The 22411-nt window shown below is 32.6% G+C and carries 31 protein-coding genes and 2 pseudogenes; 19 read left to right on the top strand and 14 right to left on the bottom strand.

Translation table 11 applies throughout. The features are described 5' to 3' along the window. Window positions 1-55 precede the first annotated feature (55 nt). The 6 genes from F8162_RS02555 (at window position 56) to F8162_RS28980 (ending at window position 5068) form a co-directional block, all read left to right on the top strand. Window positions 56-568, top strand: a complete 513-nt coding sequence (locus F8162_RS02555; protein WP_151635171.1) for a DUF402 domain-containing protein — start codon at window positions 56-58, stop codon at window positions 566-568. Between the two features lie 181 nt (window positions 569-749). After that, window positions 750-1505, top strand: a complete 756-nt coding sequence (locus F8162_RS02550; RefSeq protein WP_151635173.1) for an ABC transporter ATP-binding protein — start codon at window positions 750-752, stop codon at window positions 1503-1505. An 18-nt stretch (window positions 1506-1523) separates the two neighbouring features. Next, window positions 1524-2510 (top strand): aliphatic sulfonate ABC transporter substrate-binding protein, encoded by a 987-nt coding sequence (locus F8162_RS02545; protein WP_151635175.1) that lies wholly within the window; start codon window positions 1524-1526, stop codon window positions 2508-2510. Window positions 2511-2526: 16 nt separating this feature from the next. Further along, window positions 2527-3375 (top strand): ABC transporter permease, encoded by an 849-nt coding sequence (locus tag F8162_RS02540; protein ID WP_151635177.1) that lies wholly within the window; start codon window positions 2527-2529, stop codon window positions 3373-3375. 220 nt (window positions 3376-3595) lie between these two features. Then, the gene (gene ssuD / locus F8162_RS02535; protein WP_151635179.1) at window positions 3596-4708 is read left to right on the top strand and encodes an FMNH2-dependent alkanesulfonate monooxygenase; all 1113 of its coding nucleotides are present in this window, start codon (window positions 3596-3598) and stop codon (window positions 4706-4708) included. A gap of 267 nt (window positions 4709-4975) precedes the next feature. Beyond that, entirely contained in the window at window positions 4976-5068 is a 93-nt protein-coding gene (locus F8162_RS28980) for a putative holin-like toxin (protein WP_001289320.1), read from the top strand. Window positions 5069-5296: 228 nt separating this feature from the next. On the opposite strand, the gene F8162_RS02530 is transcribed toward F8162_RS28980, so the two are convergent. Further along, a complete protein-coding gene (locus F8162_RS02530) occupies window positions 5297-6118 on the bottom strand; it encodes an HNH endonuclease (protein ID WP_151635181.1) in 822 nt (273 codons plus the stop codon). Between the two features lie 149 nt (window positions 6119-6267). Between F8162_RS02530 and F8162_RS02525 the strand changes: the two genes are divergently transcribed. Next, window positions 6268-7353, top strand: coding sequence for an AI-2E family transporter (locus tag F8162_RS02525; protein ID WP_151635183.1), 1086 nt, complete (start codon window positions 6268-6270; stop codon window positions 7351-7353). A 240-nt stretch (window positions 7354-7593) separates the two neighbouring features. Here F8162_RS02525 and F8162_RS02520 read toward each other — a convergent pair. The 6 genes and pseudogenes from F8162_RS02520 to F8162_RS02495 all read right to left on the bottom strand — a co-directional run bounded on the left by F8162_RS02520 (window position 7594) and on the right by F8162_RS02495 (window position 8578). After that, a pseudogene (locus tag F8162_RS02520) lies at window positions 7594-7733 on the bottom strand (YrzI family small protein). Between the two features lie 25 nt (window positions 7734-7758). After that, window positions 7759-7899, bottom strand: coding sequence for a YrzI family small protein (locus F8162_RS02515; protein ID WP_151635185.1), 141 nt, complete (start codon window positions 7897-7899; stop codon window positions 7759-7761). 25 nt (window positions 7900-7924) lie between these two features. Beyond that, a complete protein-coding gene (locus F8162_RS02510) occupies window positions 7925-8068 on the bottom strand; it encodes a YrzI family small protein (RefSeq protein WP_151635187.1) in 144 nt (47 codons plus the stop codon). Between the two features lie 26 nt (window positions 8069-8094). Beyond that, window positions 8095-8238, bottom strand: coding sequence for a YrzI family small protein (locus F8162_RS02505; RefSeq protein ID WP_151635189.1), 144 nt, complete (start codon window positions 8236-8238; stop codon window positions 8095-8097). A gap of 28 nt (window positions 8239-8266) precedes the next feature. Further along, the gene (locus tag F8162_RS02500; RefSeq protein ID WP_151635191.1) at window positions 8267-8410 is read right to left on the bottom strand and encodes a YrzI family small protein; all 144 of its coding nucleotides are present in this window, start codon (window positions 8408-8410) and stop codon (window positions 8267-8269) included. Window positions 8411-8437: 27 nt separating this feature from the next. Further along, the gene (locus F8162_RS02495; RefSeq protein ID WP_000156189.1) at window positions 8438-8578 is read right to left on the bottom strand and encodes a YrzI family small protein; all 141 of its coding nucleotides are present in this window, start codon (window positions 8576-8578) and stop codon (window positions 8438-8440) included. Window positions 8579-9018: 440 nt separating this feature from the next. Between F8162_RS02495 and F8162_RS02490 the strand changes: the two genes are divergently transcribed. From F8162_RS02490 to F8162_RS28975, 7 genes and pseudogenes are all read left to right on the top strand, one after another. Beyond that, window positions 9019-9603 (top strand): DUF4825 domain-containing protein, encoded by a 585-nt coding sequence (locus F8162_RS02490; RefSeq protein WP_151635193.1) that lies wholly within the window; start codon window positions 9019-9021, stop codon window positions 9601-9603. A 23-nt stretch (window positions 9604-9626) separates the two neighbouring features. Then, complete coding sequence (locus F8162_RS02485; RefSeq protein ID WP_151635195.1) at window positions 9627-10115, top strand: DinB family protein; 489 nt, start codon at window positions 9627-9629, stop codon at window positions 10113-10115. Window positions 10116-10240: 125 nt separating this feature from the next. Continuing rightward, complete coding sequence (locus tag F8162_RS02480; RefSeq protein ID WP_000805192.1) at window positions 10241-10615, top strand: GntR family transcriptional regulator; 375 nt, start codon at window positions 10241-10243, stop codon at window positions 10613-10615. 2 nt (window positions 10616-10617) lie between these two features. Then, on the top strand, window positions 10618-11490 hold the full coding sequence (locus tag F8162_RS02475; protein ID WP_151635197.1) for an ATP-binding cassette domain-containing protein: 873 nt from the start codon (window positions 10618-10620) through the stop codon (window positions 11488-11490). After that, window positions 11487-12158 carry a DUF4052 family protein gene (locus F8162_RS02470; protein WP_151635199.1) on the top strand — a complete coding sequence of 224 codons (672 nt, stop codon included), beginning with the start codon at window positions 11487-11489 and terminating at the stop codon, window positions 12156-12158. Before F8162_RS02475 ends, F8162_RS02470 begins: the two co-directional genes overlap by 4 nt. Before the next feature lie 36 nt (window positions 12159-12194). Further along, window positions 12195-12674: a CcdC family protein gene (locus F8162_RS02465; RefSeq protein WP_151635201.1), complete on the top strand. Its 480-nt coding sequence runs from the start codon at window positions 12195-12197 to the stop codon at window positions 12672-12674. A 118-nt stretch (window positions 12675-12792) separates the two neighbouring features. After that, window positions 12793-13302 (top strand): annotated as a pseudogene (locus F8162_RS28975) (2'-5' RNA ligase family protein). A 6-nt stretch (window positions 13303-13308) separates the two neighbouring features. Here the strand turns inward: F8162_RS28975 and coaW are convergent. The 7 genes from coaW to F8162_RS02425 all read right to left on the bottom strand — a co-directional run bounded on the left by coaW (window position 13309) and on the right by F8162_RS02425 (window position 18702). Next, on the bottom strand, window positions 13309-14139 hold the full coding sequence (gene coaW / locus F8162_RS02455; protein ID WP_151635203.1) for a type II pantothenate kinase: 831 nt from the start codon (window positions 14137-14139) through the stop codon (window positions 13309-13311). A 91-nt stretch (window positions 14140-14230) separates the two neighbouring features. Continuing rightward, entirely contained in the window at window positions 14231-14629 is a 399-nt protein-coding gene (locus tag F8162_RS02450) for a 3-hydroxyacyl-ACP dehydratase FabZ family protein (protein ID WP_151635205.1), read from the bottom strand. A 56-nt stretch (window positions 14630-14685) separates the two neighbouring features. Next, window positions 14686-15885, bottom strand: coding sequence for an LL-diaminopimelate aminotransferase (locus F8162_RS02445; RefSeq protein ID WP_151635207.1), 1200 nt, complete (start codon window positions 15883-15885; stop codon window positions 14686-14688). Between the two features lie 179 nt (window positions 15886-16064). Then, entirely contained in the window at window positions 16065-16427 is a 363-nt protein-coding gene (locus F8162_RS02440; protein ID WP_151635209.1) for a hypothetical protein, read from the bottom strand. Window positions 16428-16603: 176 nt separating this feature from the next. Next, on the bottom strand, window positions 16604-16906 hold the full coding sequence (locus F8162_RS02435; RefSeq protein WP_151635211.1) for a hypothetical protein: 303 nt from the start codon (window positions 16904-16906) through the stop codon (window positions 16604-16606). A 148-nt stretch (window positions 16907-17054) separates the two neighbouring features. After that, window positions 17055-18257, bottom strand: coding sequence for an MFS transporter (locus tag F8162_RS02430; protein ID WP_151635213.1), 1203 nt, complete (start codon window positions 18255-18257; stop codon window positions 17055-17057). Window positions 18258-18549: 292 nt separating this feature from the next. Continuing rightward, on the bottom strand, window positions 18550-18702 hold the full coding sequence (locus F8162_RS02425) for a YqbF domain-containing protein (RefSeq protein WP_151635407.1): 153 nt from the start codon (window positions 18700-18702) through the stop codon (window positions 18550-18552). Between the two features lie 290 nt (window positions 18703-18992). On the opposite strand from F8162_RS02425, the gene F8162_RS02420 reads away from it, so the two are divergent. The 5 genes from F8162_RS02420 to F8162_RS02400 all read left to right on the top strand — a co-directional run bounded on the left by F8162_RS02420 (window position 18993) and on the right by F8162_RS02400 (window position 22403). Then, a complete protein-coding gene (locus F8162_RS02420; protein WP_225990135.1) occupies window positions 18993-19295 on the top strand; it encodes a hypothetical protein in 303 nt (100 codons plus the stop codon). A 613-nt stretch (window positions 19296-19908) separates the two neighbouring features. Further along, window positions 19909-20694 carry a class I SAM-dependent methyltransferase gene (locus F8162_RS02415; RefSeq protein WP_151635217.1) on the top strand — a complete coding sequence of 262 codons (786 nt, stop codon included), beginning with the start codon at window positions 19909-19911 and terminating at the stop codon, window positions 20692-20694. Between the two features lie 69 nt (window positions 20695-20763). Then, window positions 20764-20952 (top strand): DUF3970 family protein, encoded by a 189-nt coding sequence (locus F8162_RS02410; RefSeq protein ID WP_151301009.1) that lies wholly within the window; start codon window positions 20764-20766, stop codon window positions 20950-20952. Between the two features lie 77 nt (window positions 20953-21029). Next, window positions 21030-21995 carry a nucleoside hydrolase gene (locus F8162_RS02405; RefSeq protein ID WP_151635219.1) on the top strand — a complete coding sequence of 322 codons (966 nt, stop codon included), beginning with the start codon at window positions 21030-21032 and terminating at the stop codon, window positions 21993-21995. Window positions 21996-22160: 165 nt separating this feature from the next. Continuing rightward, window positions 22161-22403: a GlsB/YeaQ/YmgE family stress response membrane protein gene (locus F8162_RS02400; RefSeq protein WP_088096705.1), complete on the top strand. Its 243-nt coding sequence runs from the start codon at window positions 22161-22163 to the stop codon at window positions 22401-22403. Window positions 22404-22411: the final 8 nt, after the last annotated feature.

Genomic DNA, 22411 nt, shown 5'->3' with positions numbered 1-22411 from the left:
TGGAAATATAAAGGGATATAATGAAAGAACTAAGATTAAAGGGGAAATTTTAAAAATGAGTTACTTACGTACGTCAGGAATTGAAGTTATTGAAAGAAAAATTCGCTATGATGCTACAACTGTAGATCATGCTTGTTTATTAATAGAAACGCAGCCAGATAAAATTGTTTTATACCATGAAGTACAGTACTCTTTTACAATGGCAGCAAACGATACGAAGTTAACGATCCCGAAAGGAAGTTATACAGTTGCAAATTATTGGAGGAATCGTCCATATAATTTATACGTTTGGAGAGATCATGATGGAGGTTATCTAGGTTCTTATTTTAATATTGTAAAGCATACATATATAACGGACCAAATGGTGTCTTTCGAAGATTTAATCGTTGATATTATGGTACTTCCAAGTGGAGAATTTTTTATTTTGGATGAGGATGAATTACCCGAGTCGTTAGAACAATTTGAAGACGGATATGTAGAAAAAGCTCTTCATACAGTCAAAAATACAATTCAAGAATCGCTTCCAAATATTATTTCAGAAACTGCTACTATTTTTAAAAATAAATAATGTTCATTAAAACCTAGTTGACTTATCGGAAATATTTGTATAGTATGTAGTTAATTCTATAACGTATAGCTGATTGGAGAAACCAAAGGCATTTCATTACAAGATGAAATGCCTTTGGTTTTTTTATTGTACAAATGTTGTATCTATTCATTTAAATGAATCATTTCAAGGAGGGGAAGAAGTGACTGTTTCAATTGATGGGGTATCAAAATATTTTTCGAAACAAACTGGTAGGGTTCAAGTGTTAGAAGATATTAATTTCCAATTAGAGAGAGGCGATTTTGTCACTGTAATCGGACCGAGTGGTTGCGGGAAAAGTACACTTTTGAAAATTGTTGCGGGATTAGATAACGAATTTGAAGGTGAAGTTATCATCGATGGGGAGAAAATCGTAAAACCAAGTAAGAAACAAGGTTTTATTTTTCAAGAACATCGCTTATTTCCGTGGTTAACAGTTGAAGAAAATATCGCTGCAGATTTGTCACTAAAAGATAAGTATGTAAAAGATAAGGTAACGGAATGGGTTGAAATCGTTCGATTAGACGGTTTTGAAACATCTTATCCGAAAGAAATTTCAGGTGGTATGTCGCAACGTGTTGCGATTGCGAGAGCTTTATTAAGAGATCCGAATGTATTACTACTTGATGAACCATTCGGGGCACTTGATGCTTTTACTAGAAGTCATTTGCAAGAAGTGCTTTTAAATATTTGGGAACAGAAGAAAACGACAATGATATTTGTTACTCATGATATAGACGAAGCGATATATCTTTCAAACCGAATTGTTATCATGAGTGCAAAGCCTGGAAAAATACATAAAGTGATTGAAAATAATTTACCTTATCCACGTAGTAAAACTTCGGAATTATTCCAAGAAATTCGTACGAAAGTATTACAGCAGTTTGAACACGGGGGACTGATTCAAACGAGTATATAGGAAGAGGATGGATTATATATGTATAAAAAAGGTAAAGTTCTTTCTTTTGCATTAGCTATATCTATATTTTTATTAGGGTGTGAAAAAAACACAGCAAGTAGCAAGAAAGAAGATGTAACAATTCAAATTGGTATACAGCAAGGGTTAAGCCCGCTATTATTAGCACAGAAAAAAGGATGGTTTGAAGAGGAGTTTAAAAAAGAAGGAGTTAAAGTGAAATGGACAGAGTTTCAAAGCGGACCTCCCTATTTTGAAGCGATCGCATCAAATCGATTAGACTTTGGCGAAGTTGGAAACTCCCCGGTTATTTCAGCGCAAGCAGCTGGTATTGAATTTACCGAAATTGCTAATACAAGTTATGCGAGAAAAGGAACAGGCATTCTTGTACAAAAAGATAGCAAAATTACGAGTGTAAAAGATTTAAAAGGTAAAAAAATCGCAGTAGCAAAAGGAAGTAGCGCATTTAATTTATTGTATCGAGCATTAGAAAAAGAAGGTATCAATGCGAAAGATGTAAACGTCATTCAATTGCAACCAGATGAAGCGCAGCCTGCATTTGAATCAGGATCAGTAGATGCATGGGCCATTTGGGATCCTTTCATTTCATTACATACGTTAAATAAAGGAGCGAAGGTTATTGTAGATGGTGAAATATTAAATGTATCTTCTCCGGAATTTTTAATTGCGAGAACAAAGTTTGCGAAAGAACATCCAGAATTAGTTGAGAAATTCCTTGAAGTTTATGAAAAAGCACGTGTATGGCAAGAGTCAAACATTGATGAAGCAATAAAAATATATACTTCTGCAAAGAAAATAGATGCTGACATTGTAAAAGAAGTGTTTAATCATGACAAACCAATTTTAGTTCCAGTAACGAAAGAAATAATAGAGGAACAGCAAAAGACAGCGGATTTTCAATATAAACTCGGTTCTATAAAGAAAGAAATCAAGACAGATAAAGTTGTAGATAATTCTTTCGTAGAAAAAGCAGTAAAGGCGAAATGAAAAGAGGTTTTGTAAATTGGAGAATACGAAAGCTGTTATGAAAAGAGCGAGTATAACGATTGGCAAAAACAATGTAAAGAAAGTGCGAAAGACGAATGTGAAAGTGATAGTAAGAGCGATTACGATACCGATTATCGTATTAATTATTTGGCAGTTAGCGGGCGTATTCAATCTAGTTTCTAAAACAGTATTACCAACGCCATTGGATATATTTCTAGCTTTTCAAGAGCTTATAAAAACAGGAGAGTTATTCGGCCATTTAAGTATTAGTGTATTCAGGGCTGCGGCTGGCTTCTTTATCGGCGGGAGTTTAGGAATTATTTTAGGAACGATTGTTGGATTTTCAACGAGAAGTGAGCAATATTTAGATCCGTCTGTACAGATGTTAAGAACTGTACCTCATTTAGCAGTTGCACCGCTTTTCGTATTATGGTTCGGTTTTGGAGAAACATCGAAAGTATTATTAATTGCGGACGGTGCATTTTTCCCTTTATATGTAAATGCGTTTTTAGGGATACGGGGTGTAGATTCAAAGCTTTTTGATGTTGCGAGAGTGTTAGAGTTTAGTAAAAGAAAATTAATTACGAAATTGATTTTACCTGCCGCATTGCCGAACCTATTACTTGGAGCAAGATTATCTTTAGGAGTTGCATGGGTAAGTTTAGTAGTAGCAGAACTGATGGGATCTACAGAAGGTATTGGCTATATGATTATGGACGCAAGGCAATTTTCAAATACAGATATTGTATTTGTCGGTATTATTATCTTTGCATTCGTTGGGAAGTTTTCTGATTCACTCGTACGTTTACTTGAAGTGAAGTTTTTAAGGTGGCGAGATAATTTTAAAGGTGAGACAGGGAATTAACATATAAAATGAAACTTTAATCAGTGGGGGCATCCCACACTGATTATTAGTTGAACCAATCGGGCATTAACGGGCAGTTGATCCCCCACCTAATTTCTTTGATTTCGCTGAATTTTGAGGTGGGGATCTTACTGCCCATTAATGCGGGGTAAATTATTAGAGGTAATTTATATAGAGCATTTTAGTATACGTTTTACAATAAAAAGGGGTGTATAAAGTTATGGAATTGTTATGGTTTATTCCGGCTTATGGAGATGGTCGATATTTAGGAACAACAAAACGAGGAAGAGCAGCTGAATATGGTTATTATAAACAAGTCGCACAGGCAGCTGATTATTTAGGATATACTGGTGTGTTACTCCCAACTGGTCAAGGATGTGAAGATCCATGGGTATTGGCATCGGCACTTGCAGCTGAGACAGAGAAATTAAAATTTTTAGTAGCAGTTAGACCAGGACTAATGTCACCAACAGTAGCAGCGAGGATGGCATCGACATTTGATAGAATTTCAGAAGGAAGGTTACTTATTAATGTAGTAGCTGGAGGGGATCCTGTTGAATTGCAAGGAGATGGATTATATCTTGAACATGATGAAAGGTATGAAGCAGCGGATGAATTTTTAAAAGTTTGGAAATCGACCTTGCAAGGTGAAAGTATTTCTTTAGAAGGAAAACATATTAAAGTTACGGATAGTAAAGTTGTATTTCCTCCGGTTCAAACGCCGTATCCACCAATTTATTTTGGCGGATCTTCCGCTGCAGGTAAAGGAGTTGCAGCGGAGCATAGTGATGTGTATTTAACGTGGGGAGAGCCACCAGAGCAAGTAAAAGAGAAAATAGATGAAGTAAAAAAACTTGCGGAAGAGAAGGGGCGTAACGTACGATTTGGTATTAGACTACACGTAATTGTAAGAGAGACAGAAGAAGAAGCATGGGAAGAGGCTGAAAGGTTAATTCAATATGTAGATAATGAAACAATTGAGCTCGCTCAAAAAACATTTGCAAGATACGATTCAGTCGGTCAAAAACGGATGACACATTTAAATAAAGGTACGAGAGAGTCGTTAGAGATAAGTCCTAACTTGTGGGCAGGTATTGGGCTTGTAAGAGGTGGTGCAGGTACTGCGCTTGTAGGAGATCCGCATACAGTAGCAGATAGAATAAAAGAATATGAAGCGTTAGGAATTGATACGTTTGTTTTATCAGGATATCCTCATTTAGAAGAAGCATATGAAGTGGCAGAACTGTTATTTCCTTTATTGAAAGAAGATAAGAAACAAGAAAATAAAATTGTTGGTGAAATGATAGCTGATGCGTATGCATTAAAAAAATAGTGAGAAATAAAGTGAAACTTTAATCCTTTGGGTGAATTGTCCCAAAGGATTATTAGTTGAACCAATCAGGCATTAACAGGCAGTTTCACCTATGTTTTGCTTCATTTTGTTTACTGCCTGTTAATACGGGATAAAAAAACTCGCAAGTATTTCACTTGCGGGTTTTCATCGTAAACTATTAGAAAATATGGTAAAATTAAAAAGTAACTTAAGGTACGGTTGGTTGTTCAATTATCACTTCTCCGAATAGGAGGGGGGTGATAATACATGAGTGAAATAGCGTTGCTACTGCAGGGTGGACTGTTTCTCGTTGCATTGTTAACGTTCGTCGTTGTTTTAATAGACAAGCTCAAAAAATAACAACCCACCTATGCCAATAGAATGTGGGTTGTTTTGTTTGTAAGAAACAAATAGGATAAATGAACAATCCAATCTGCTAAGTTACGTGGACTAGTGTGTAGCCGCACACTAGTCTTTTTTATTTATATACAATTAATAATTAGTTTATGTGATTGTATTGTTCTTTTCATACTTATTATAACACAGTGTCTTTTCATCAAGAAAGGAGACCGTATGTTCTGATTTCGATTAAATAGAAGGGGTTTTTTCTTTAAATAGCCCATCCATATACTGTTTTAAAGTTTGGACATAAAATTCCTGCTTACTTACATTATTTACGCCGACAATTGGTGATGGAAGTTCATACCTCTTTTCTGATAAATGAACGACAACATCAAAGATATCAAATAGACGAATGAAACAGAACAGGCCATCTTTATCGCTTAATAAAATAAAGTAATGGTTTTCACTATTTGTATTTAATGTATTCCATAAAGAACTTTTGCTTAAATCGCGAACAATATTCTTTTCTTTTAATTCCATGAAATCGGCGTTTGCTAGAATGTTAGAAATATCAATCGCATCTGGATCTTCAAAATAGCCATCAACAGCTTGTACAGCGAAAGTATAAGCCATTTTTAATACACTCATTTTGTATTTACGGTTATCTAAAAGTAATTCACGTTGAATAGAGCTAGCTACTTTCGTTACACGTTCTTCTTTCCAAATTTCATTATGTAGTGAAATATCGTGCTTTTTACATAGTTTCATAATTAATGCATTGGAATAAAGTATTTCATCACTTACTTCAACAACATCTGTCTCAGCAGCCGCAAGTTCCTCACCATGTTCATTCGTATAGAGCGGGGAATCAATTTGTTTTTTCATCTGCTCAATCTTAAATTGACTTAATTTATGCCGAATTAAGGGACGATCGATATTTGTTATCATTTGTTCATGACAAGTATCACAAATTGAGTTTGTGAAATAATATCCACATAATATTTCGGGGATGACATATTGTTCACTAAGTTCTTTCGTATCTTTTCTGCAAATGATGCATTGTGTCATTTTTATCACCTTTACCTACAAATTTGTATGTAATCTCATTGTAGTGTATTTATTGGCATTTTGGAATATTGTAAAGGAAAATATTATGTGAAATTCTTGCTTATTTTGGTACAATGAAGAGAAGTGCTAGTTTAAAGGAGGAAGTTTTTTTGAAATCGAAAGTGCACTTTTGGACATTAGAAGTGCTAATGGTTGTAGGAATCATATTTATTTGCACAAAAATATCGTTTCTATTTCAACCGATTGGTATCTTCGTATCAACGTTGTTTTTCCCAATCTTAATCGCATTATTTTTATACTTCATATTTAACCCATTGTTAGTCTTTTTGGAGAACAAAAAAGTACCTAGAGGTTTAGCGATTTTACTGTTATATCTTTTTATCATAACATTAACTGCGGTTGGAGTTGGGGTAGTTGTTCCAACAATCTCACAACAGCTAATGGATTTAGTAAAAAATATGCCAGGTTATATTAAAGAGGGAAAACTATACATACAAGATTTATCCCACCACAGACTATTTGAATGGTTATCTACACAAAATTATGTTTCCATTGAAACAATTGAAAAAAATGCGATTGAATACTTAAAGGAGATACCAAACACTATTACGTCGAGTGCAACGGCTTTATTTGGTATTATCACGAACGTCGCATTAGTGATCTTCACAGTACCATTCATTTTATTTTATATGTTTAAAGATGGACATGCCTTTCCAGGTAAAGCAGTAAGTCTATTACCAGAGTCTTACCGTGAAGAGGGGCTTCGCATTATTAAGGAAACGAATGAAACATTATCTGCATATATTCAAGGGCAAGCGCTCGTTTGTATATTTGTAGGTGCGTTTACTTTTATCGGTTATTTAATTATCGATTTACCGTACGCTTTCGTTTTAGGAATTATAGCAGCATTTACAAATATCATTCCTAACTTAGGTCCATTTATCGGTGCAGCACCAGCTGTTATTGTAGGTCTGTTCGTATCTCCGATGCAAGCGTTGTACGTAATTATTATCGTAACAATTGTACAACAGTTTGAAAGTAATATTATTTCACCGCGTATTATGAGTTCAAAATTAAATATCCATCCGTTAACAATTATTATTTTAATTTTAGGGGTAGGTAACTTTGCGGGAATTATCGGAATGATTTTGGCAGTACCAGTTTATGCAGTAACAAAAACAGTTGTATCGAACTTAGTGAGATTGTTTAAGACGAAACGAAGTAATCGAAAATAGTATAAGTTGAGAAAGATACACCGCTTTTTAAGTGGTGTATCTTTTGTTTATTACTCAATATTTAAAAGTGTACGGGTGTAATTTTATTATATATTTATTACACATCAAATATAACGATATACTTGTGTAATATTATGTCTATAAAACTATGTGGAATCCCTCTGAACTATCCAAATCATTTCTTTAGAACGTGCTATCAACATCATAATCGACTCCTTTCAATTTTTATATTTTAAAGATTTATAGGTGAGAGTAGTATTTGCTTCTACGATCTCGAATTTCGTCTATAACCTGTTTATATTGTTGTTCTTGTTTTAATTCCGCATCAGAATAGTTTTTTTCTGGATTGTAATTGTTAAAAAGAATAGATGAAACTTCATAATACATTCCTCCTTTCGAAAGGAATTATAGATGGCTACAGTAATGACTTTGACGTTCTTTTACTTCTTCCATAGCTTTATTAATTTGATGATCATGCAATTTCTCACTGTCCGAGAACTTAGTTTTTTGAATCGTAATTGTCAAAAAGAATACTTTAAATTTCATTAGTTTTTGCCCCTTTATTAATTATTTAGAAAAGACGGCTGTAATAAAAAGCTTGGTGCTCTTTCACTTCGTCCATAATAGTTTGAATGTGTTGCTCACGTAAAATCTCATTCTGTGAAGGCTTACGTTTTTTAATGGTGATTGTTAAAAAGAATGCTTTAAATTTCATTAGGATATTGCTCCTTTAAAAGTTATTTAGAAAAGACGGCTGTAATAAGAAGCTTGATGCTCTTTCACTTCGTCCATAATAGTTTGAATGTGTTGCTCACGCAAAATCTCACTTTGAGAAAGCTTACGTTTTTGAATGGTGATTATTAAAAAGAATGCTTTAAATTTCATGAAGGTATTGCTCCTTTAAAATATATTTTTAATATATATGCGTATAGTATGAACTTTTAATGTCAGTCATTTTATCAGTCAGTTGTTTTAATTGTTGTTTACGAATGATTTCATCTTCAGATAAAGTATTTTTCTGAAGTACAGTTGTAAAAAAGAAAATATGAAAAGTCATAAATGAATTCCTCCTTTCGAAAAGGAATTACAGGTGATCACAATAAAGCGCTTGGCGCTCCTTAACATCATTCATAGCTTTTTCAATTTGCTCGTTATGAAAAATTTCATCTTTGGAAATTGTATTTCTTTGAATCGTAATACTTAAAAACAATACGCTAATAGTCATCGAATGTTGCTCCTTTCTTTAAAAAATAATATAAGAGGCTAAAAAATCGCATAAAAAAGCCACAGGAAGATATAGTTCTCCTATGGCTGGGCGTCAAAAAGCCACAGGAAAGTATACGACCTCCTGTGGCGAATTTATGAATTAATAGAAATAAAGTGCGATTTTCAATTCTCCATTAGGGTGGTCGAATTTATATTTAATTGTCCAGAAAACACAGGTGCAGTTAACGCTAAAGTTAAAGCATGTAATTGTAATTTCATCATTTTGTTCGACCTCCTTTTAGAATATTTTTCTTACGTTAGTAAGTATATACAATTAATGGATAATTGTAAACAGGAAAATTGAAAATTTTTAATTTTGATTAAAATGCGTATATTTTAAAGGGTTTTGAGAAGAAGTATTGTAATGAACGAAATATCGATAAAAATGGGGGATGCTAAATGAAATATATGCATCGTAATATAATTGTTATGCTAACAATTTTTTTAATTATTTCTGCTTGTTCTAACGGAGAAAGAATAAGAGAAATATCTGATGTTGAACCTGGTGACTTTAAGAAATATGCTGGGACATACGTTGGTAATAACTCAGATATGATTGCAATTGTTAATCATTTACCCGGTGGTGAAACATTTCAAAGTATTAGTTTGGAGAATGAAAGCATAAAGGTGAACTATGGTGCAAATGGAAATGGAACTCTGTCAGCAGACATGGTTGCGACGTATTGGTTTGATAGTAAGTACACGATGGAGAAGAATTTTCTCTTTAACGTAATTTATCTATCGATTTTAGTACCAAATGCGAAAAGTTACGAGTTTCAAGTAGAAAATAAAAAATTCACTATAAAAAGAGAAGAAATACTATCAATCTTGTATGAAAAATTTAATGATTTTCCAAAAGAAGATGATATATGGGATAAAAAGAAAGTAATAAAATTCCTTAACGATAATAACGAAAAAATTACAATGCTTATGAATGATAAAGAGTTTCGGAAATCATTATTTGTTAAATATCCAGTGCAGTAGTTGAAATGATAGGAGGAGAAAAGGTGGAGTTAGTATACAAAATTACTTATCATAGAATGCAAGATCATTATTTATCTAAGTTATTACAGACAATTAGCCTCTTTAGTGAAGAAGATTTGTGGAAACAAGGGGATTCTGTTAATTCAATTGGTGGAATCGTACTGCATATTTGTGAACATATACAGAGAAATGCTAGTCGTTATAAAAATCCCAATATAGTTTTTGAAAAGGGAATCGAGGAGTATTTTCCAGTAAAACTACAACGTACTGAAGTTTTGCTACAGTACGTTGTAGAAGTATTTGATGAATGGGGAACAGCATATATACAAGCATGGGAAGAAAAAAGACATATTGATCTTCATAGTTTATTACATTTAGTGGAGCATACAAGTTATCATTTAGGGCAAGTAGTAGATCGTACAAAGTCTATAATGGGACAACAATTTAATTTTTGCCAAAATGGTATAAATGAAAAGAATTTGAGAACAAGAGTTGAAACTTCGAACTTTTAGAAAGAGAGTCATTCTTAAACGAATGACTCTCTTTTTTTATAAAAGAAATTTATGGAAATAAATATTTTTATGTGGTATGGTTAATTACATAAGTAATGAACCTATGAACCTAAGGTGGTGAAATTGTGAAACCTACTCTGGAGCAAAATAAATTAATATACTTACAAATTGCAGAAACGATCGAATCTGATATTTTAAAAGACATATTACTTGAAGAAGAACAAGTTCCATCAACAAATCAATTTGCGAAGATGTTACAAATAAATCCAGCTACTGCAGCTAAAGGGGTAAACGTATTAGTGGATGAAGGGATTTTATATAAAAAGAGAGGGATCGGGATGTTTGTTGCAAAGGGAGCGAAAGAAGTCGTACTTAAAAAAAGACAAAATACTTTTATGACCGAATATTTACCTAAAGTGTGGGAGGAAGCAAAAGTATTAGAAATATCAAAAGACGAATTGATGGATATGATTCAAAAAATTACGAAGGAGGGGAAATAGGGATGATTGCACTTGAAACAAAAGGTGTAACGAAAAAATATAAAAAGAAAGTAGCAGTTAACGAAGTAACGATTTCTTTGGAAGAGAATAAAATATATGGTTTGCTCGGTAGAAATGGAGCAGGAAAAACGACACTATTAAATTTACTTGCAGGCCAAATTACTTCAAGTAGTGGAAGCGTATCAATATTTGATGAACATGTTTTTGAAAATAGTAAAGCGATGCAAAATATTTGTTTTGTTAGAGTGAAAGAAGAAGCACATTTAAGTTATAAAGTAAAAGAAATTTTTAAGATGTGCAGCATGTTTTATAAAAACTGGGATGGAAAGTATGCTGAAGAACTCGCTGATAAATTTCAGCTTAATATGACAGTGAAATACAATAAACTATCACACGGCATGCAAACAGTCGTCGGCATTATTCAAGGGTTAGCAAGTAGGGCACCTATAACAATTTTTGATGAACCGACTACCGGTTTGGATGCAGCACATCGAGAGTTATTTTATAGTTTACTACTAGAAGATTACGGTGAGTATCCACGAACAATTATATTATCAACACATTTAGTAGAAGAAGTAACCCATGTGATTGAAGATGTAATCATCATAAAAGAAGGAAGGCTAGTTGTTCAATCATCAGTGGAAGATTTATTACAACAGGGTCATATTATTTCAGGGAAAAAAGATAAAGTGGATGAGTTTTCAATCAATAAGAAAGTAATAAATCGAGAAGTTTATGGAAATAAGGGGATTGCTATTATATGGGAAGAGCTTTCTAATGAAGATTATTACTCTCTTGAAAAGGAGGGTTTAGTAATTGATAGAATTACATTACAAAAACTATTTATTTATATAACTGGTGGTGAAGTGAAATGACGATGTTAATGAAGCAGTTGAAGTTACATATAAATTTTCATTATAAAGCAATTATAATATTTTGGATTGTAGCTTTATTAATAAACGGGACGTTAAATGCTGCTCATTTAAATGGAGCGAACATGGGTTATTTACCCGAAATTATCAATAACCCTTCAATAGCAATTATGTTATTTATAGTAGGGAGTGTTTTCCTCATACAAGATGATCTATTTCGTTTAGCTGTTTCATTCGGTGTAACGAGAATACAATATTTTATCGGAGCAATTTTTTATATTGTACTTCAATCTGCATTATTTTCATTTCTTCAAGTTACACTTTTACAAGATTTAAAATATAACGTAGTAAATGTTAATTTTGGGGAGCAATCGGTACAACAATTTATTTTGCAATTTTTATTTTATGTTACAACAGCATGTTTTTTCCAAGTGGTAGTAGTTTTTAAACAACGATTTCAATGGATTGGTCTTATGATTGGTGGATCCCTTTTCTTATCAACAAATAGTGTGCTTTATGGGGAAGCGGGGGTAACCGGTTTATTATTTACGAGTGATGGATCTTTAGTAGATATACCGTATTTTACTGTTATTTCAATTGGATTAACTGTTCTTTATATCATAACTAGTAGTATATTTATTCGTAAAGTATCATTCGAAAAAACGATTTGAAATAGTATTAGATTACTATAGAGAGAAGGATAGCAAATGGGAGACACATCTTCACTCATTACAGTTTTCTTATGCATTGCACTACTAATATTCTGGCGTCGTTATCGATCTATGTATAAACCTATAAAGGGAACTGGGCTACGTATTTTGTGGCCATTAGTATTTTTAACACCGAGTGTTTTATGGTTTTTTGGTCCCATACATCCAGCTATATTACAAGTAGTTATAGCAGTATCGATTGGAATTTTTCTCGCCGTACCACTTATAGTTTTAACAAATTATGAACGAAGAGCTGATGGGAATATTTATACGAAAAAAAGTGCAACTTTTTTAATTACTTTTATTGCACTTGTCGTTTTGAGATACTGTTCAAGACAATATATTGTTGACTTAGATCAGCAAACAATAGGTTTATTATTTTATGTTGTTGCTGTCTCGTATATTATCCCTTGGAGGATTGCTTGTTATATAAAATTTAGGAAAGTTTGGCGGGGAAATAATAATCATGCTTTATAAGAAAAAACTTTTCTTTTGAGAAGTTTTTTCTTTTTATATGTAATTGAAATCATTTGTTGAAGTGCAAGCTACCATACAATATTATGAATGTAAAAAAGATAAAGTAGGGGATATAAAAATGCGTACAATTTTACTTTTTCTAAACGACATGTCTATTAATGAAATAGAGGACATTAGGAAACAACATGATCCTTTATTCGGCTTAATCCCACCGCATATTACAATTGTATTCCCATTTGAAAGCTCGATTTCAAATGATGAGCTGAAATTACATATTCTAAAATTATCAAAAGGGATACAAGAGATAGAAATTGAATTTGCGAATCAAATTACGAATGAAGGGGAATATTTATTTTTACGAATTGAAAAGGGGCAAAAACAAATATAAGAATTACATGATTTGCTGTATACAGGCGCTTTATTACAATTTTTGAAAGAAGATATTCCGTACATACCGCATGTAACAGTCGGGAGAAAAGAAAGTGCTGAGCTAGCTGCTGAAGTAGCTAAGAAAATTCATAGTTTCCCTGAAAAGTTACAATGTGTAGTTGATAGAATTAGTGTAGAGCGAATTGGAGAGAACGGGGAATCAATTATTGAATTTGAAGTACTGTTGCAAAAAAGCTGACAAGTGTCAGCTTTTTTTATTCGTAACATGAAGTAAAGCACCAATCGCACCGCTATTACCACCATCTTGTAAAAAGATTGGTGTTTTATTTTGATATTTTGTGTAGCTACTAATAATATTTTGAAGGTGTACGTTATTACATAGAGTGGAACCAATATAAATAATATGGTCAATGTTTTTTGTTTCGGCGAATTGAAGGCTTAATGCAGTAACGACTTCACCGACAAGTCCTTGCACAGTTGCTAGTATATCAGCACTACTAAAATTTGAATCTGTTTTGGTAGCTTTTCCGAAATTGCTAGCAGTTAAGCTATTATCAATAGGAGAGAGAATACCACCATAAATATCTCCAACCGTAATATCTAGTTCTTTTCTATAGCCAACTTTTGTTAAAGGAATCACATCTTCAAAATGATCTATATTTGTTAACAATCTTGAAAGCCCCATAATAGTACCACCGCCAACACCAGTTCCACCAGCTCGAATATATTTGTCATTATAAACGTAATGAATGGAAGTACCTGTACCGATATTAGTTAAAATAAAGTTGTTTATATCATATCTCTCTTCTTTTAATATGTATCGTACACCTACAAGAGTAGCTTCAAATTCGTTTAGTTCTACTATTTTATATGAGTGTGAAAGTAGTTGCTGTAATTGTTTTGCTTTACCACCTGTAATACATATTTGTTTTATACGAGTATTTTTCTTAAGCCAATCTATTATTTTATCTAGTTCATTTGAATAAAATTTTTCGAAAACCAATTGCTTTCTTTCGTTCAAATAAGCAATTTTCGTTAATGTTCCTCCAGCATCAATACCGATAGTACTTTCCATTTTCCTGCTCCTAACCAAGTAATTTATTTACGCTGTTCATGTTGGTGAAACGAATTTGTAGGAGATAGATTCCCGTAGAATTACATAGTCTCTATTCTGCTTGATATATTAATAGCTTTTCTATCGTTACAATCGGCTGATTGTTAACAGTTGCAGTACCTGTACCGAGAATAAAACCTCGGCGATTGCGAGTTAGCTCATAATGTAAATCAAGTTTATCACCGGGATATGCTTTTCCGTGGAATTCAACCCCATCTAATGAGGAAAGGAAGCCTAAACTTTCAGAGTCATTTGGATGTACAAATGCACTAAGCTGAGCAAGTGCTTCTACAATTAACATATGAGGCATATGGTCTTGACTATCATTTATAAACCACTCATTATTTGTAATGAGTTTATATCCCGTAACGGACTCACCATGTTTTACATTGGTTACTTTATCAATCATTAAAAATGGAAAACGATGGGGAAGTGTGTCTTTAATATGCATATGAAAGTACCTCCAATGAATAATACCCCTGCTACAGTTAAGCAGGGGAGTTACCATTAATTTTTAACTAATTCATTTACTTTTTCAAGAGAAAAAATGCCACTATTTCTAATGTTTTCAACAACTTGTTGTAACACTTCTTTATCTTGAACGAGTGCAATACGTACAAAACCTTCTCCGTGAGGTCCAAATGCATGACCTGGTGTAACAACGACATTCGCACGATCCATTAACGCATAAGCGAAATCTATAGAAGTCCAGTCTTTCGGAATTTCGGCCCAGACGAACATACTACCAGCTGGCTTATCGACATTCCAGCCAAATGTGCGGAATCCATCAACTAAAGTGTCTCTACGTTCTTGATAAATACCGCGATTTTTCTCGCAAAACGAAGCACCATTTCTTAGTGCAGCTGATGCCGCTTTTTGAATTGGTAAAAACACACCATAATCAGTATTAGATTTAAACTGAGTAAGCGCACGAACAATTTCTTCGTTTCCAATCATATATCCAATACGGCTACCTGCCAAACTATAACTTTTTGACAAAGAGTTAATTTCTACTCCAACTTCTTTAGCCCCAGGTACAGAGAGGAAGCTGATTGGTTTATTACCATCAAAATAAAATTCAGCATAAGCAAAATCATGGACAACAATAATATTATGCTTTTTCGCGAATGCGATTACCTCTTTAAAGAAATCTTCATGAGCCATTGCTGGAACTGGATTTCCTGGGAAGTTTAAAATCATCATCTTCGCTTGATTAGCAATATCTTCGGGGATAGCTGCTAAGTTAGGTAAGAATTCATTTTCTTTCTTTAAAGGCATGTAATACGAGGTTGCACCAGCCATTTGAATTCCAGTTTCATAAGCTGTATATCCAGGATCAGGAACTAATATAATATCTCCCGGATTCGCATAAACCATAGGTAAGTGAACGAGTCCGTCTTGTGAACCCATTAATAATAAAACTTCTTTATCGGCATGTAATGTAACGTTATGAGTGTTGTTGTAATATTCAGTTACAGCTTCGTGAAATTCTTGAATACCACTTAATGTGTATCCGTAGCTTTCTTTTTCACTTGCTGTATGTACCATTTCTTCTCTTACGAAGTCAGCAGGTGGCATATCAGGATTCCCAATACTTAAATCAATCATTTTGTGACCTGCTACAATTTTTTCTTTTTTATAAGCCCCTAATTCACTAAATATAGAAGATTGGAATGCTTTCATTCTAGTTGCTAACGTGTAAGTCATCAAAACCCCTCCTAAAAACAGTGTTTTCTTTCTGCGTATTTAATTATTCTGAAAACACATATTTACATTTTATCATTTTTTTATGAAAATTAAAATGATTGACAAATTTAGAGGGAGGAAAACAAGGAGAAACACAAAATAACGCAGAAAATATTTTCTGCGTCTTATATGAAGTGTAATCATTTCTTTTTATATGTACATAATTTTTCAACTGCATAAAAGTATACGTTTAATTTGCCATCGACAATTTGTAAAGTTTGATCCGATGTAAAGGAGTTACCATAATCAATGTGATACACATTAGAATCCTTTACAAAGGAACCTTTGTATAAATCTTCTTTTTGCTTCGTTGTTTGCATTTCCACTAAGTTTTGAACAATTTTTTCTTTCTTTTCTTCTTTTACAATTGTTTCAAATTTATAAGAGGCAGGGCAAAGCCCATTTTTGTTGTCAACGACTTCCCAAGAACCGTATATATCATTATTGCTACATCCGCTAAGTAGAACGATGAATGTGGGAATAATTAATAAAATCTTTTTCATTTTGTACTCCTTTCTTTTCATTTTCAATAAACGTGCGAATACGATAGGACTAGTATAATAAATAAAGTTTAAATTTTTATAAAGAATTATTTAATTTCATATAAAAAATGGGAAAGGTAAGGTTTTTAAAATAAAAAGGCATGAATCTGTATTACATAAGATTCATGCCTAGTACGCTATTTTACATTTTGTTTTTTGAAGATAAATGAAGCGGAAAGAAGAATGACAATGCCGTTTAAAATATACATATTTACAATAGAAGAGGTTAGGTTAATTGATCCAAAACCAGCGTTATTGAATAAAGAAGTGAGTGTCGTGGTTGTCAAAAAAATAATAGGCGTTAGCAGTAAAAATAGGAAGCCTGCCACAATTCTTCTTTTAAAGTTATGTTGGGATAGGGAAATTGCTAAAAAGTTTATGATGCTAAACATAACGAATATAACAAAAAGGATAATAAATAACTGGATGCCATCAGCCATTTTGCACCTCCTATATACCATATTTATATATTATATTCGAAAGCAAAATGGGGTACTCCTTTAAATAATTTTAATAAGCGTAATAAATAAGATTTTATATAACAAAGAAGCATGGATTAATCTAATGATCCATGCTTCTTTAATTATGTTATAAATTCGCAGATTGGGAAGGTTGTTTTTCATATTGTTTCTGTTTAGATAGCGATATGAAAATAATTAATAATGAAATAACTCCGAAGATAAGAACCATATATTGCAGTCCAATCGTATCTAAGAAGAAACCTGTACCAAGTAAGACAATTTGGAACATAACTCTCTCAAACATATTACGGAATGAGAAGAGACGGCCGTGATAGCTTTTTTCCACTTTCGTTTGGAAGATTGTCGACATAATAGGGAAGAAGCAACCGACACTAAAACCAAACAAACCAAATGATGTAAGAGACATCCATTTTATATCGCTAAAGAACAATGATAAGTGTGCAAAAGCGGTACAAACAGCGAAGAAATATAGTGATTTTTCAGGTTTGTAATGGTCAGATAAACGTTTAATAACGAAGGCCCCTAACATAAATGCGATACCTTCAATGGTATATATAAAGCCTTTAATCGTTGGATCATGTTGCATTTCACTAATGTTAATTACCATTAAATTAAATCCAGCTATAAATAATAGAGGGATAATACTTAATATAAGTGCTGTAAAAGCAATAGGAATTCCTTTTAATATACGAAATACTTCCATAAAGCTATTATCTTTTGTAGCTTGTTTACTTGGTGTTGTTGATTTCTTATCTTCGAATTGTAGGAAGAAAGTTGAGAGGAATAATAAAGCGTACGCTGCCATTGAGAAGGCATACATATACTGTAAACTCATTATAACTAAAAGAATTCCACCTAGTGAAGTACCTGCAATACGAGCGATTGTACCTACATTCATATGTACACCGTTCATCTGTAATAACTCATGCTCACGTACGATAAGTGGAATTACAGATTGTAATGCAGGGAAGTAAAATGCTGCTGAAATTTGAAGAGCAACCATAAATGCAATCATAAAGGCAATGCTTTCAAATTGGATAGCGAAAAACATAAAAATAACACTAATAACGCGGCCGAACCCAGCGTATAGAAGAACTTTTTTCTTTTCATACTGGTCAATAATGCGACCAGCCATAGGACCGACTAGAACTCCTGCTAATAATCCGATAAATAATATAACGGATTTCATGAAATCAGAAGGGACATATTTTTGCATAAATTCAAGGTTACCAAGAATACCAAGCCATAAGCCTAGACCAGCAATAAACTCCCCAATTAAAACAATCCAAACATTTTTATTACGCCACATAATGTAAAACCTCTCCGTCTTTTAAAATGAAAAACTCGTATATAAAACCTCCGTATTTTATGTATTATTATTAACGAACTTTTTTAGAGTCAGAGTCTATATTACGTGTTTCATGAGTGGATTTCAATCTTTTTGATTTGTCAAAAATTCAATGTGTTAATACATGAAAAATAAGTAAATCAAAATGTAAAAAACTTCTGATTAGATATTCATTGAAAGTGAGGATAAATAAAATAAAAGCATCAAGAAAATATCCCGAGTAAATGATATTTTTCTGGATGCTTTTTATACTTTAGGCCGAAAATTCTTCTTTACGTGCTTCGAAAAATTCGTTACGACGTAAGTAATTATAAACTTTCTCGGAAACCTCTTCTTCTTCAGACATTAAGAAGCGATGATCAAAAGCATAGAATGATTGACCTTTAATTAGTTTTACGTAGTATATTTTACACGCCTCCTCTCGCATAATTGGTATTTACCTAATGTTATGATGGCCTATATGCTTGTGAATCATACTTGAAGTTTCAAAGGATAGAAGAAGAGAAGCTAAATAAATTATAAAGTTTTACAAAACTGTAATGTAATTATTGTGGTCTCCAATAGTTTATCCTAATCAAATAATATGTATTTTACATATCTTTAAAATAAATCTTTATATTTGAATGTTATAATTATAAATAGTGAACGGAGGTGAGTATAATAGAAATCCATTTATATGAGGTAAATCCATCTAATGTGTTTATAATTAAAACTCCAGTCCAAGGTGAAGTTTATACATTTCTTCTTCGTAAAAATGAATTAGTGGGGGAAAGCCTATGTTTAGTAGTAAATGAAATGGAATATGTGTTATTACATGAAGACAAGGCTATTAAATCAGGGATTATTCTAACTAATCAATTAAGAAAAGAGTTGTTTGAAGGTTGGTTATGGATTAATGTGAATGAATTCGGATTAAATAGAAGGAAAGTAACGAAGTCAGAATTAGAAATATATAAATATATAAAGCAAAATATCAATATTGACCTATTTTATTATTAGTAAATTAAGAAGAGTATTCCTCTATACGTAGTTCAAAAACATTATGCTGTAAGTAATTATAAATCTTCTCGGAAACACTTTCTTTTTCTTCAGACATTTAGAAATGAAATTGAAAAGAATAGAACGATAGACCTTTAATTAATGTTACACGTCTGATCAATGAGCATTGTTACTTATCGAATTTTATGATGGCCTATATGCTAGTCAATCATATTTGGAAATAGAAGCTAAATAAATTGAAAAAGCTTACAAAAATGTAATGTTGTTGTCACGTTTTCCGATAGTTAAAAACAATTACTCTCTTCTATACTACAAATAAGTTACATAAAATAAGGGGGAAAAAGGTGGATGAAGTAATTGGAGAAGTAGTAGCAGGTATTTGTGAATTTGTAGTTGAAGTAACGGCGGATGCTATTGGTAGCCTACCTTCAGGAAATGAAGAAAGGGAAAAAGAAACTATATAGAAAGCTAAAAAACTGTGAGATATATTCTTACGGTTTTTTTTATTTTTTCAAAGCAGCATATAATCTATCCAAAAGAGGAATTGAAAATATGAAATAGAACTTATTAGTTATCTGAATCGTGTAAATAACAATAGAAAGAAGATGATAAAATGAGTAAAGAAGAGCTTGTAAAACAACAGTTTGGTAATAATGCGGAAAAGTATGTGAAAAGTAAAATTCATGCTAAAGGACCAGATTTACAATATGTAGTTCAACAGGTAGAGTCTCGTCATAATAATCGTCTTCTTGATATTGCTACAGGCGGTGGGCATGTTGCGAATGTATTAGCCCCATTGTTTCAAGAAGTAGTTGCTTTAGACTTAACAGAAAAAATGTTAGAGAATGCGAAAAAATTCATTGTAAGCAATGGACATGAAAATGTATCTTTTATCGCTGGAAACGCAGAAAGTTTACCGTTTGCTGATCGTTCTTTTGATACGATAACATGCCGAATTGCAGCACATCATTTTACGAATCCAGCTCAGTTTATTTATGAAGTAAATCGTACGTTAGAACATAATGGATTGTTTATTTTAATAGATAATGTTTCACCGGAAAATAATGAATACGATACATTTTATAATTTTATAGAAAAAAAGCGGGACCCGAGTCATGAACGTGCGTTGAAAAAAACAGAATGGATTGCCTTGTTAGAAAAGAACGGTTTGCAAATGCAGTCATGTCTAACTTTTGACAAGAAATTTGATTTTGACTGGTGGTGCGATATGATGAATGTACCTTCGCAGAAACGTATGAAGTTAACAGAATGTATGATGAAAACACCAGTTGAAATGCAAGAATTCTTTCATATTCAATTTGAAAATAATAAAATAGATTCATTTTATACTGAAATGGCACTGTTTGTATGTAAAAAAAGTGCGACATTAAAAAGATAAATTTCTTGCAGTCTTTTCAAAGTACGTTATACTTAGTACAGAGAAAATGAGAATTGAGGAAAAGTAATAATGATTCGCGTACGTATTGAAGGAACTGAAGAAGAAATGCTTGAATTTATGGAGAAAATGCCGGACATTCCTGGATTTGAAAAAACTCATATGAGAGAACCGAGAAAAGGAAATAATCCGAAATACAATTCAAGTAAAAATGTATTAGCATATTTATCTTATAAAAAGATTGAAGTCGCCAATAAATAGGCGGCTTTTTTAGTTTGCATCGTTTCACAGCCTTGTCTTTTTCACATAATAATAATAGTAGATTATGCTGAAGAGGGGTGAGGATAGTTAATAAGAAAATCATCTTTTTTGGAGACTTTGGTATTGACGATGCTGTGGCGTTAATTTATGCAAATAAAACATGTCAATTAGATATTATAGGTATTGTTGCTGAATATGGGAATGTATCGCGAGATATTGTAACGGAAAATGTGTATTTTTTAGAAAGATACTATGCTACAGAAGTAAAAATCATTGAGGGTGCAGCAAGACCGATGACAGCTGAAGAACCTTTGTTTTTTCCTGAAATTCATGGGGGTCACGGTTTAGGTCCAATTATTCCACCTGATACGAGGATTTGTAAACGGGAAAATTTTTGTGAATTAATTAAATTAATTGAGCCTTGTCCAGAAGATATTATTATCGTAGCGACAGGACGATTAACAACTTTGGCAACGTTATTTTTATTATATCCAAATGTAATGGATAAAGTATGTGCGTATTATATTATGGGCGGTGCTTTTTTATTTCCTGGTAACGTTACTCCTGTATCAGAAGCAAATTTTTACGGAGATCCAATTGCCGCAAATATTGTAATGAAGTATGCAAAGAATGCGACTATTTATCCGCTAAATGTAACGCAAGAAGCACTAATTACTCCTGAAATGGTGGATATTATTAATAAAGAAGGAACAGGGCAAGCGAAATTGATTAAACCGATGATTGATTTTTATTATGAGAACTTTTATAAAAAAGAATACCCGGGTATTGCTGGAAGTCCGATTCATGATTTACTTCCATTCATTTCTTTTATAAATGATGATATTTTCGAATATAAAAAATCTGCAGTTTGGATTAGTACGACAAATGATGTAACAAGAGGACAAAGTGTGGCAGACTTTAGAAAAATAGCTGAGCCGACAACGTTTGATAATAGGCCTATTCAAAAAATTGCGGTTGGTTTTAACTATCCGGCTTTTAAAGAAGAATTTATGCGAACGATATTAAAGCCAGATTGTCCTTAATATATGGATCAGTATAAATTTTTAGTTCTAAAAAGATCATTCATTTTTCTGAAAGAACTTAATGATTGAGCGGTATGAATAACTAATGAAAAATGTAACATAACTAATGGTAAGCAATTGTTTCTAATTATAATTTGATTTGTGAAATATAAAGGAGGTTATCATATGATTTGGTCTTTAATCGTCGGTGGTATATTAGGATGGTTTGCAAGCTTAATTACTGGAAAGGACGTACCTGGTGGTGTAATTGGCAATATTATTGCTGGTATTATCGGTTCTTGGATTGGTACGAAATTACTTGGGAGTTTTGGCCCAGTAATTGGCGGATTTGCAATTATTCCAGCTTTAATTGGAGCGATTATTTTAATTTTCATTGTAAGTTTCTTATTACGAGCAATGCGGAAATGAATGCAAGG

It is taken from the genome of Bacillus sp. CH140a_4T (assembly GCF_008923725.1).
GTDB lineage: Bacteria > Bacillota > Bacilli > Bacillales > Bacillaceae_G > Bacillus_A.
The sequence above is the reverse complement of the archived record's forward strand: the minus strand, read 5'-3'. Positions and strand labels throughout refer to the sequence as shown.

Excerpts from the sequence above, each read along its gene's own strand:
- F8162_RS02555 (WP_151635171.1), top strand. The coding sequence starts at position 56 with ATGAGTTACTTACGTACGTCAGGAATTGAAGTTATTGAAAGAAAAATT.
- F8162_RS02545 (WP_151635175.1), top strand. The coding sequence starts at position 1,524 with ATGTATAAAAAAGGTAAAGTTCTTTCTTTTGCATTAGCTATATCTATA.
- ssuD (WP_151635179.1), top strand. The coding sequence starts at position 3,596 with ATGGAATTGTTATGGTTTATTCCGGCTTATGGAGATGGTCGATATTTA.
- F8162_RS28980 (WP_001289320.1), top strand. The coding sequence starts at position 4,976 with ATGAGTGAAATAGCGTTGCTACTGCAGGGTGGACTGTTTCTCGTTGCA.
- F8162_RS02530 (WP_151635181.1), bottom strand. The coding sequence starts at position 6,118 with ATGACACAATGCATCATTTGCAGAAAAGATACGAAAGAACTTAGTGAA.
- F8162_RS02515 (WP_151635185.1), bottom strand. The coding sequence starts at position 7,899 with ATGAAATTTAAAGTATTCTTTTTGACAATTACGATTCAAAAAACTAAG.
- F8162_RS02510 (WP_151635187.1), bottom strand. The coding sequence starts at position 8,068 with ATGAAATTTAAAGCATTCTTTTTAACAATCACCATTAAAAAACGTAAG.
- F8162_RS02505 (WP_151635189.1), bottom strand. The coding sequence starts at position 8,238 with ATGAAATTTAAAGCATTCTTTTTAATAATCACCATTCAAAAACGTAAG.
- F8162_RS02500 (WP_151635191.1), bottom strand. The coding sequence starts at position 8,410 with ATGACTTTTCATATTTTCTTTTTTACAACTGTACTTCAGAAAAATACT.
- F8162_RS02495 (WP_000156189.1), bottom strand. The coding sequence starts at position 8,578 with ATGACTATTAGCGTATTGTTTTTAAGTATTACGATTCAAAGAAATACA.
- F8162_RS02490 (WP_151635193.1), top strand. The coding sequence starts at position 9,019 with ATGAAATATATGCATCGTAATATAATTGTTATGCTAACAATTTTTTTA.
- F8162_RS02475 (WP_151635197.1), top strand. The coding sequence starts at position 10,618 with ATGATTGCACTTGAAACAAAAGGTGTAACGAAAAAATATAAAAAGAAA.
- F8162_RS02470 (WP_151635199.1), top strand. The coding sequence starts at position 11,487 with ATGACGATGTTAATGAAGCAGTTGAAGTTACATATAAATTTTCATTAT.
- F8162_RS02465 (WP_151635201.1), top strand. The coding sequence starts at position 12,195 with ATGGGAGACACATCTTCACTCATTACAGTTTTCTTATGCATTGCACTA.
- coaW (WP_151635203.1), bottom strand. The coding sequence starts at position 14,139 with ATGGAAAGTACTATCGGTATTGATGCTGGAGGAACATTAACGAAAATT.
- F8162_RS02450 (WP_151635205.1), bottom strand. The coding sequence starts at position 14,629 with ATGCATATTAAAGACACACTTCCCCATCGTTTTCCATTTTTAATGATT.
- F8162_RS02445 (WP_151635207.1), bottom strand. The coding sequence starts at position 15,885 with ATGACTTACACGTTAGCAACTAGAATGAAAGCATTCCAATCTTCTATA.
- F8162_RS02440 (WP_151635209.1), bottom strand. The coding sequence starts at position 16,427 with ATGAAAAAGATTTTATTAATTATTCCCACATTCATCGTTCTACTTAGC.
- F8162_RS02435 (WP_151635211.1), bottom strand. The coding sequence starts at position 16,906 with ATGGCTGATGGCATCCAGTTATTTATTATCCTTTTTGTTATATTCGTT.
- F8162_RS02430 (WP_151635213.1), bottom strand. The coding sequence starts at position 18,257 with ATGTGGCGTAATAAAAATGTTTGGATTGTTTTAATTGGGGAGTTTATT.
- F8162_RS02415 (WP_151635217.1), top strand. The coding sequence starts at position 19,909 with ATGAGTAAAGAAGAGCTTGTAAAACAACAGTTTGGTAATAATGCGGAA.
- F8162_RS02410 (WP_151301009.1), top strand. The coding sequence starts at position 20,764 with ATGATTCGCGTACGTATTGAAGGAACTGAAGAAGAAATGCTTGAATTT.
- F8162_RS02400 (WP_088096705.1), top strand. The coding sequence starts at position 22,161 with ATGATTTGGTCTTTAATCGTCGGTGGTATATTAGGATGGTTTGCAAGC.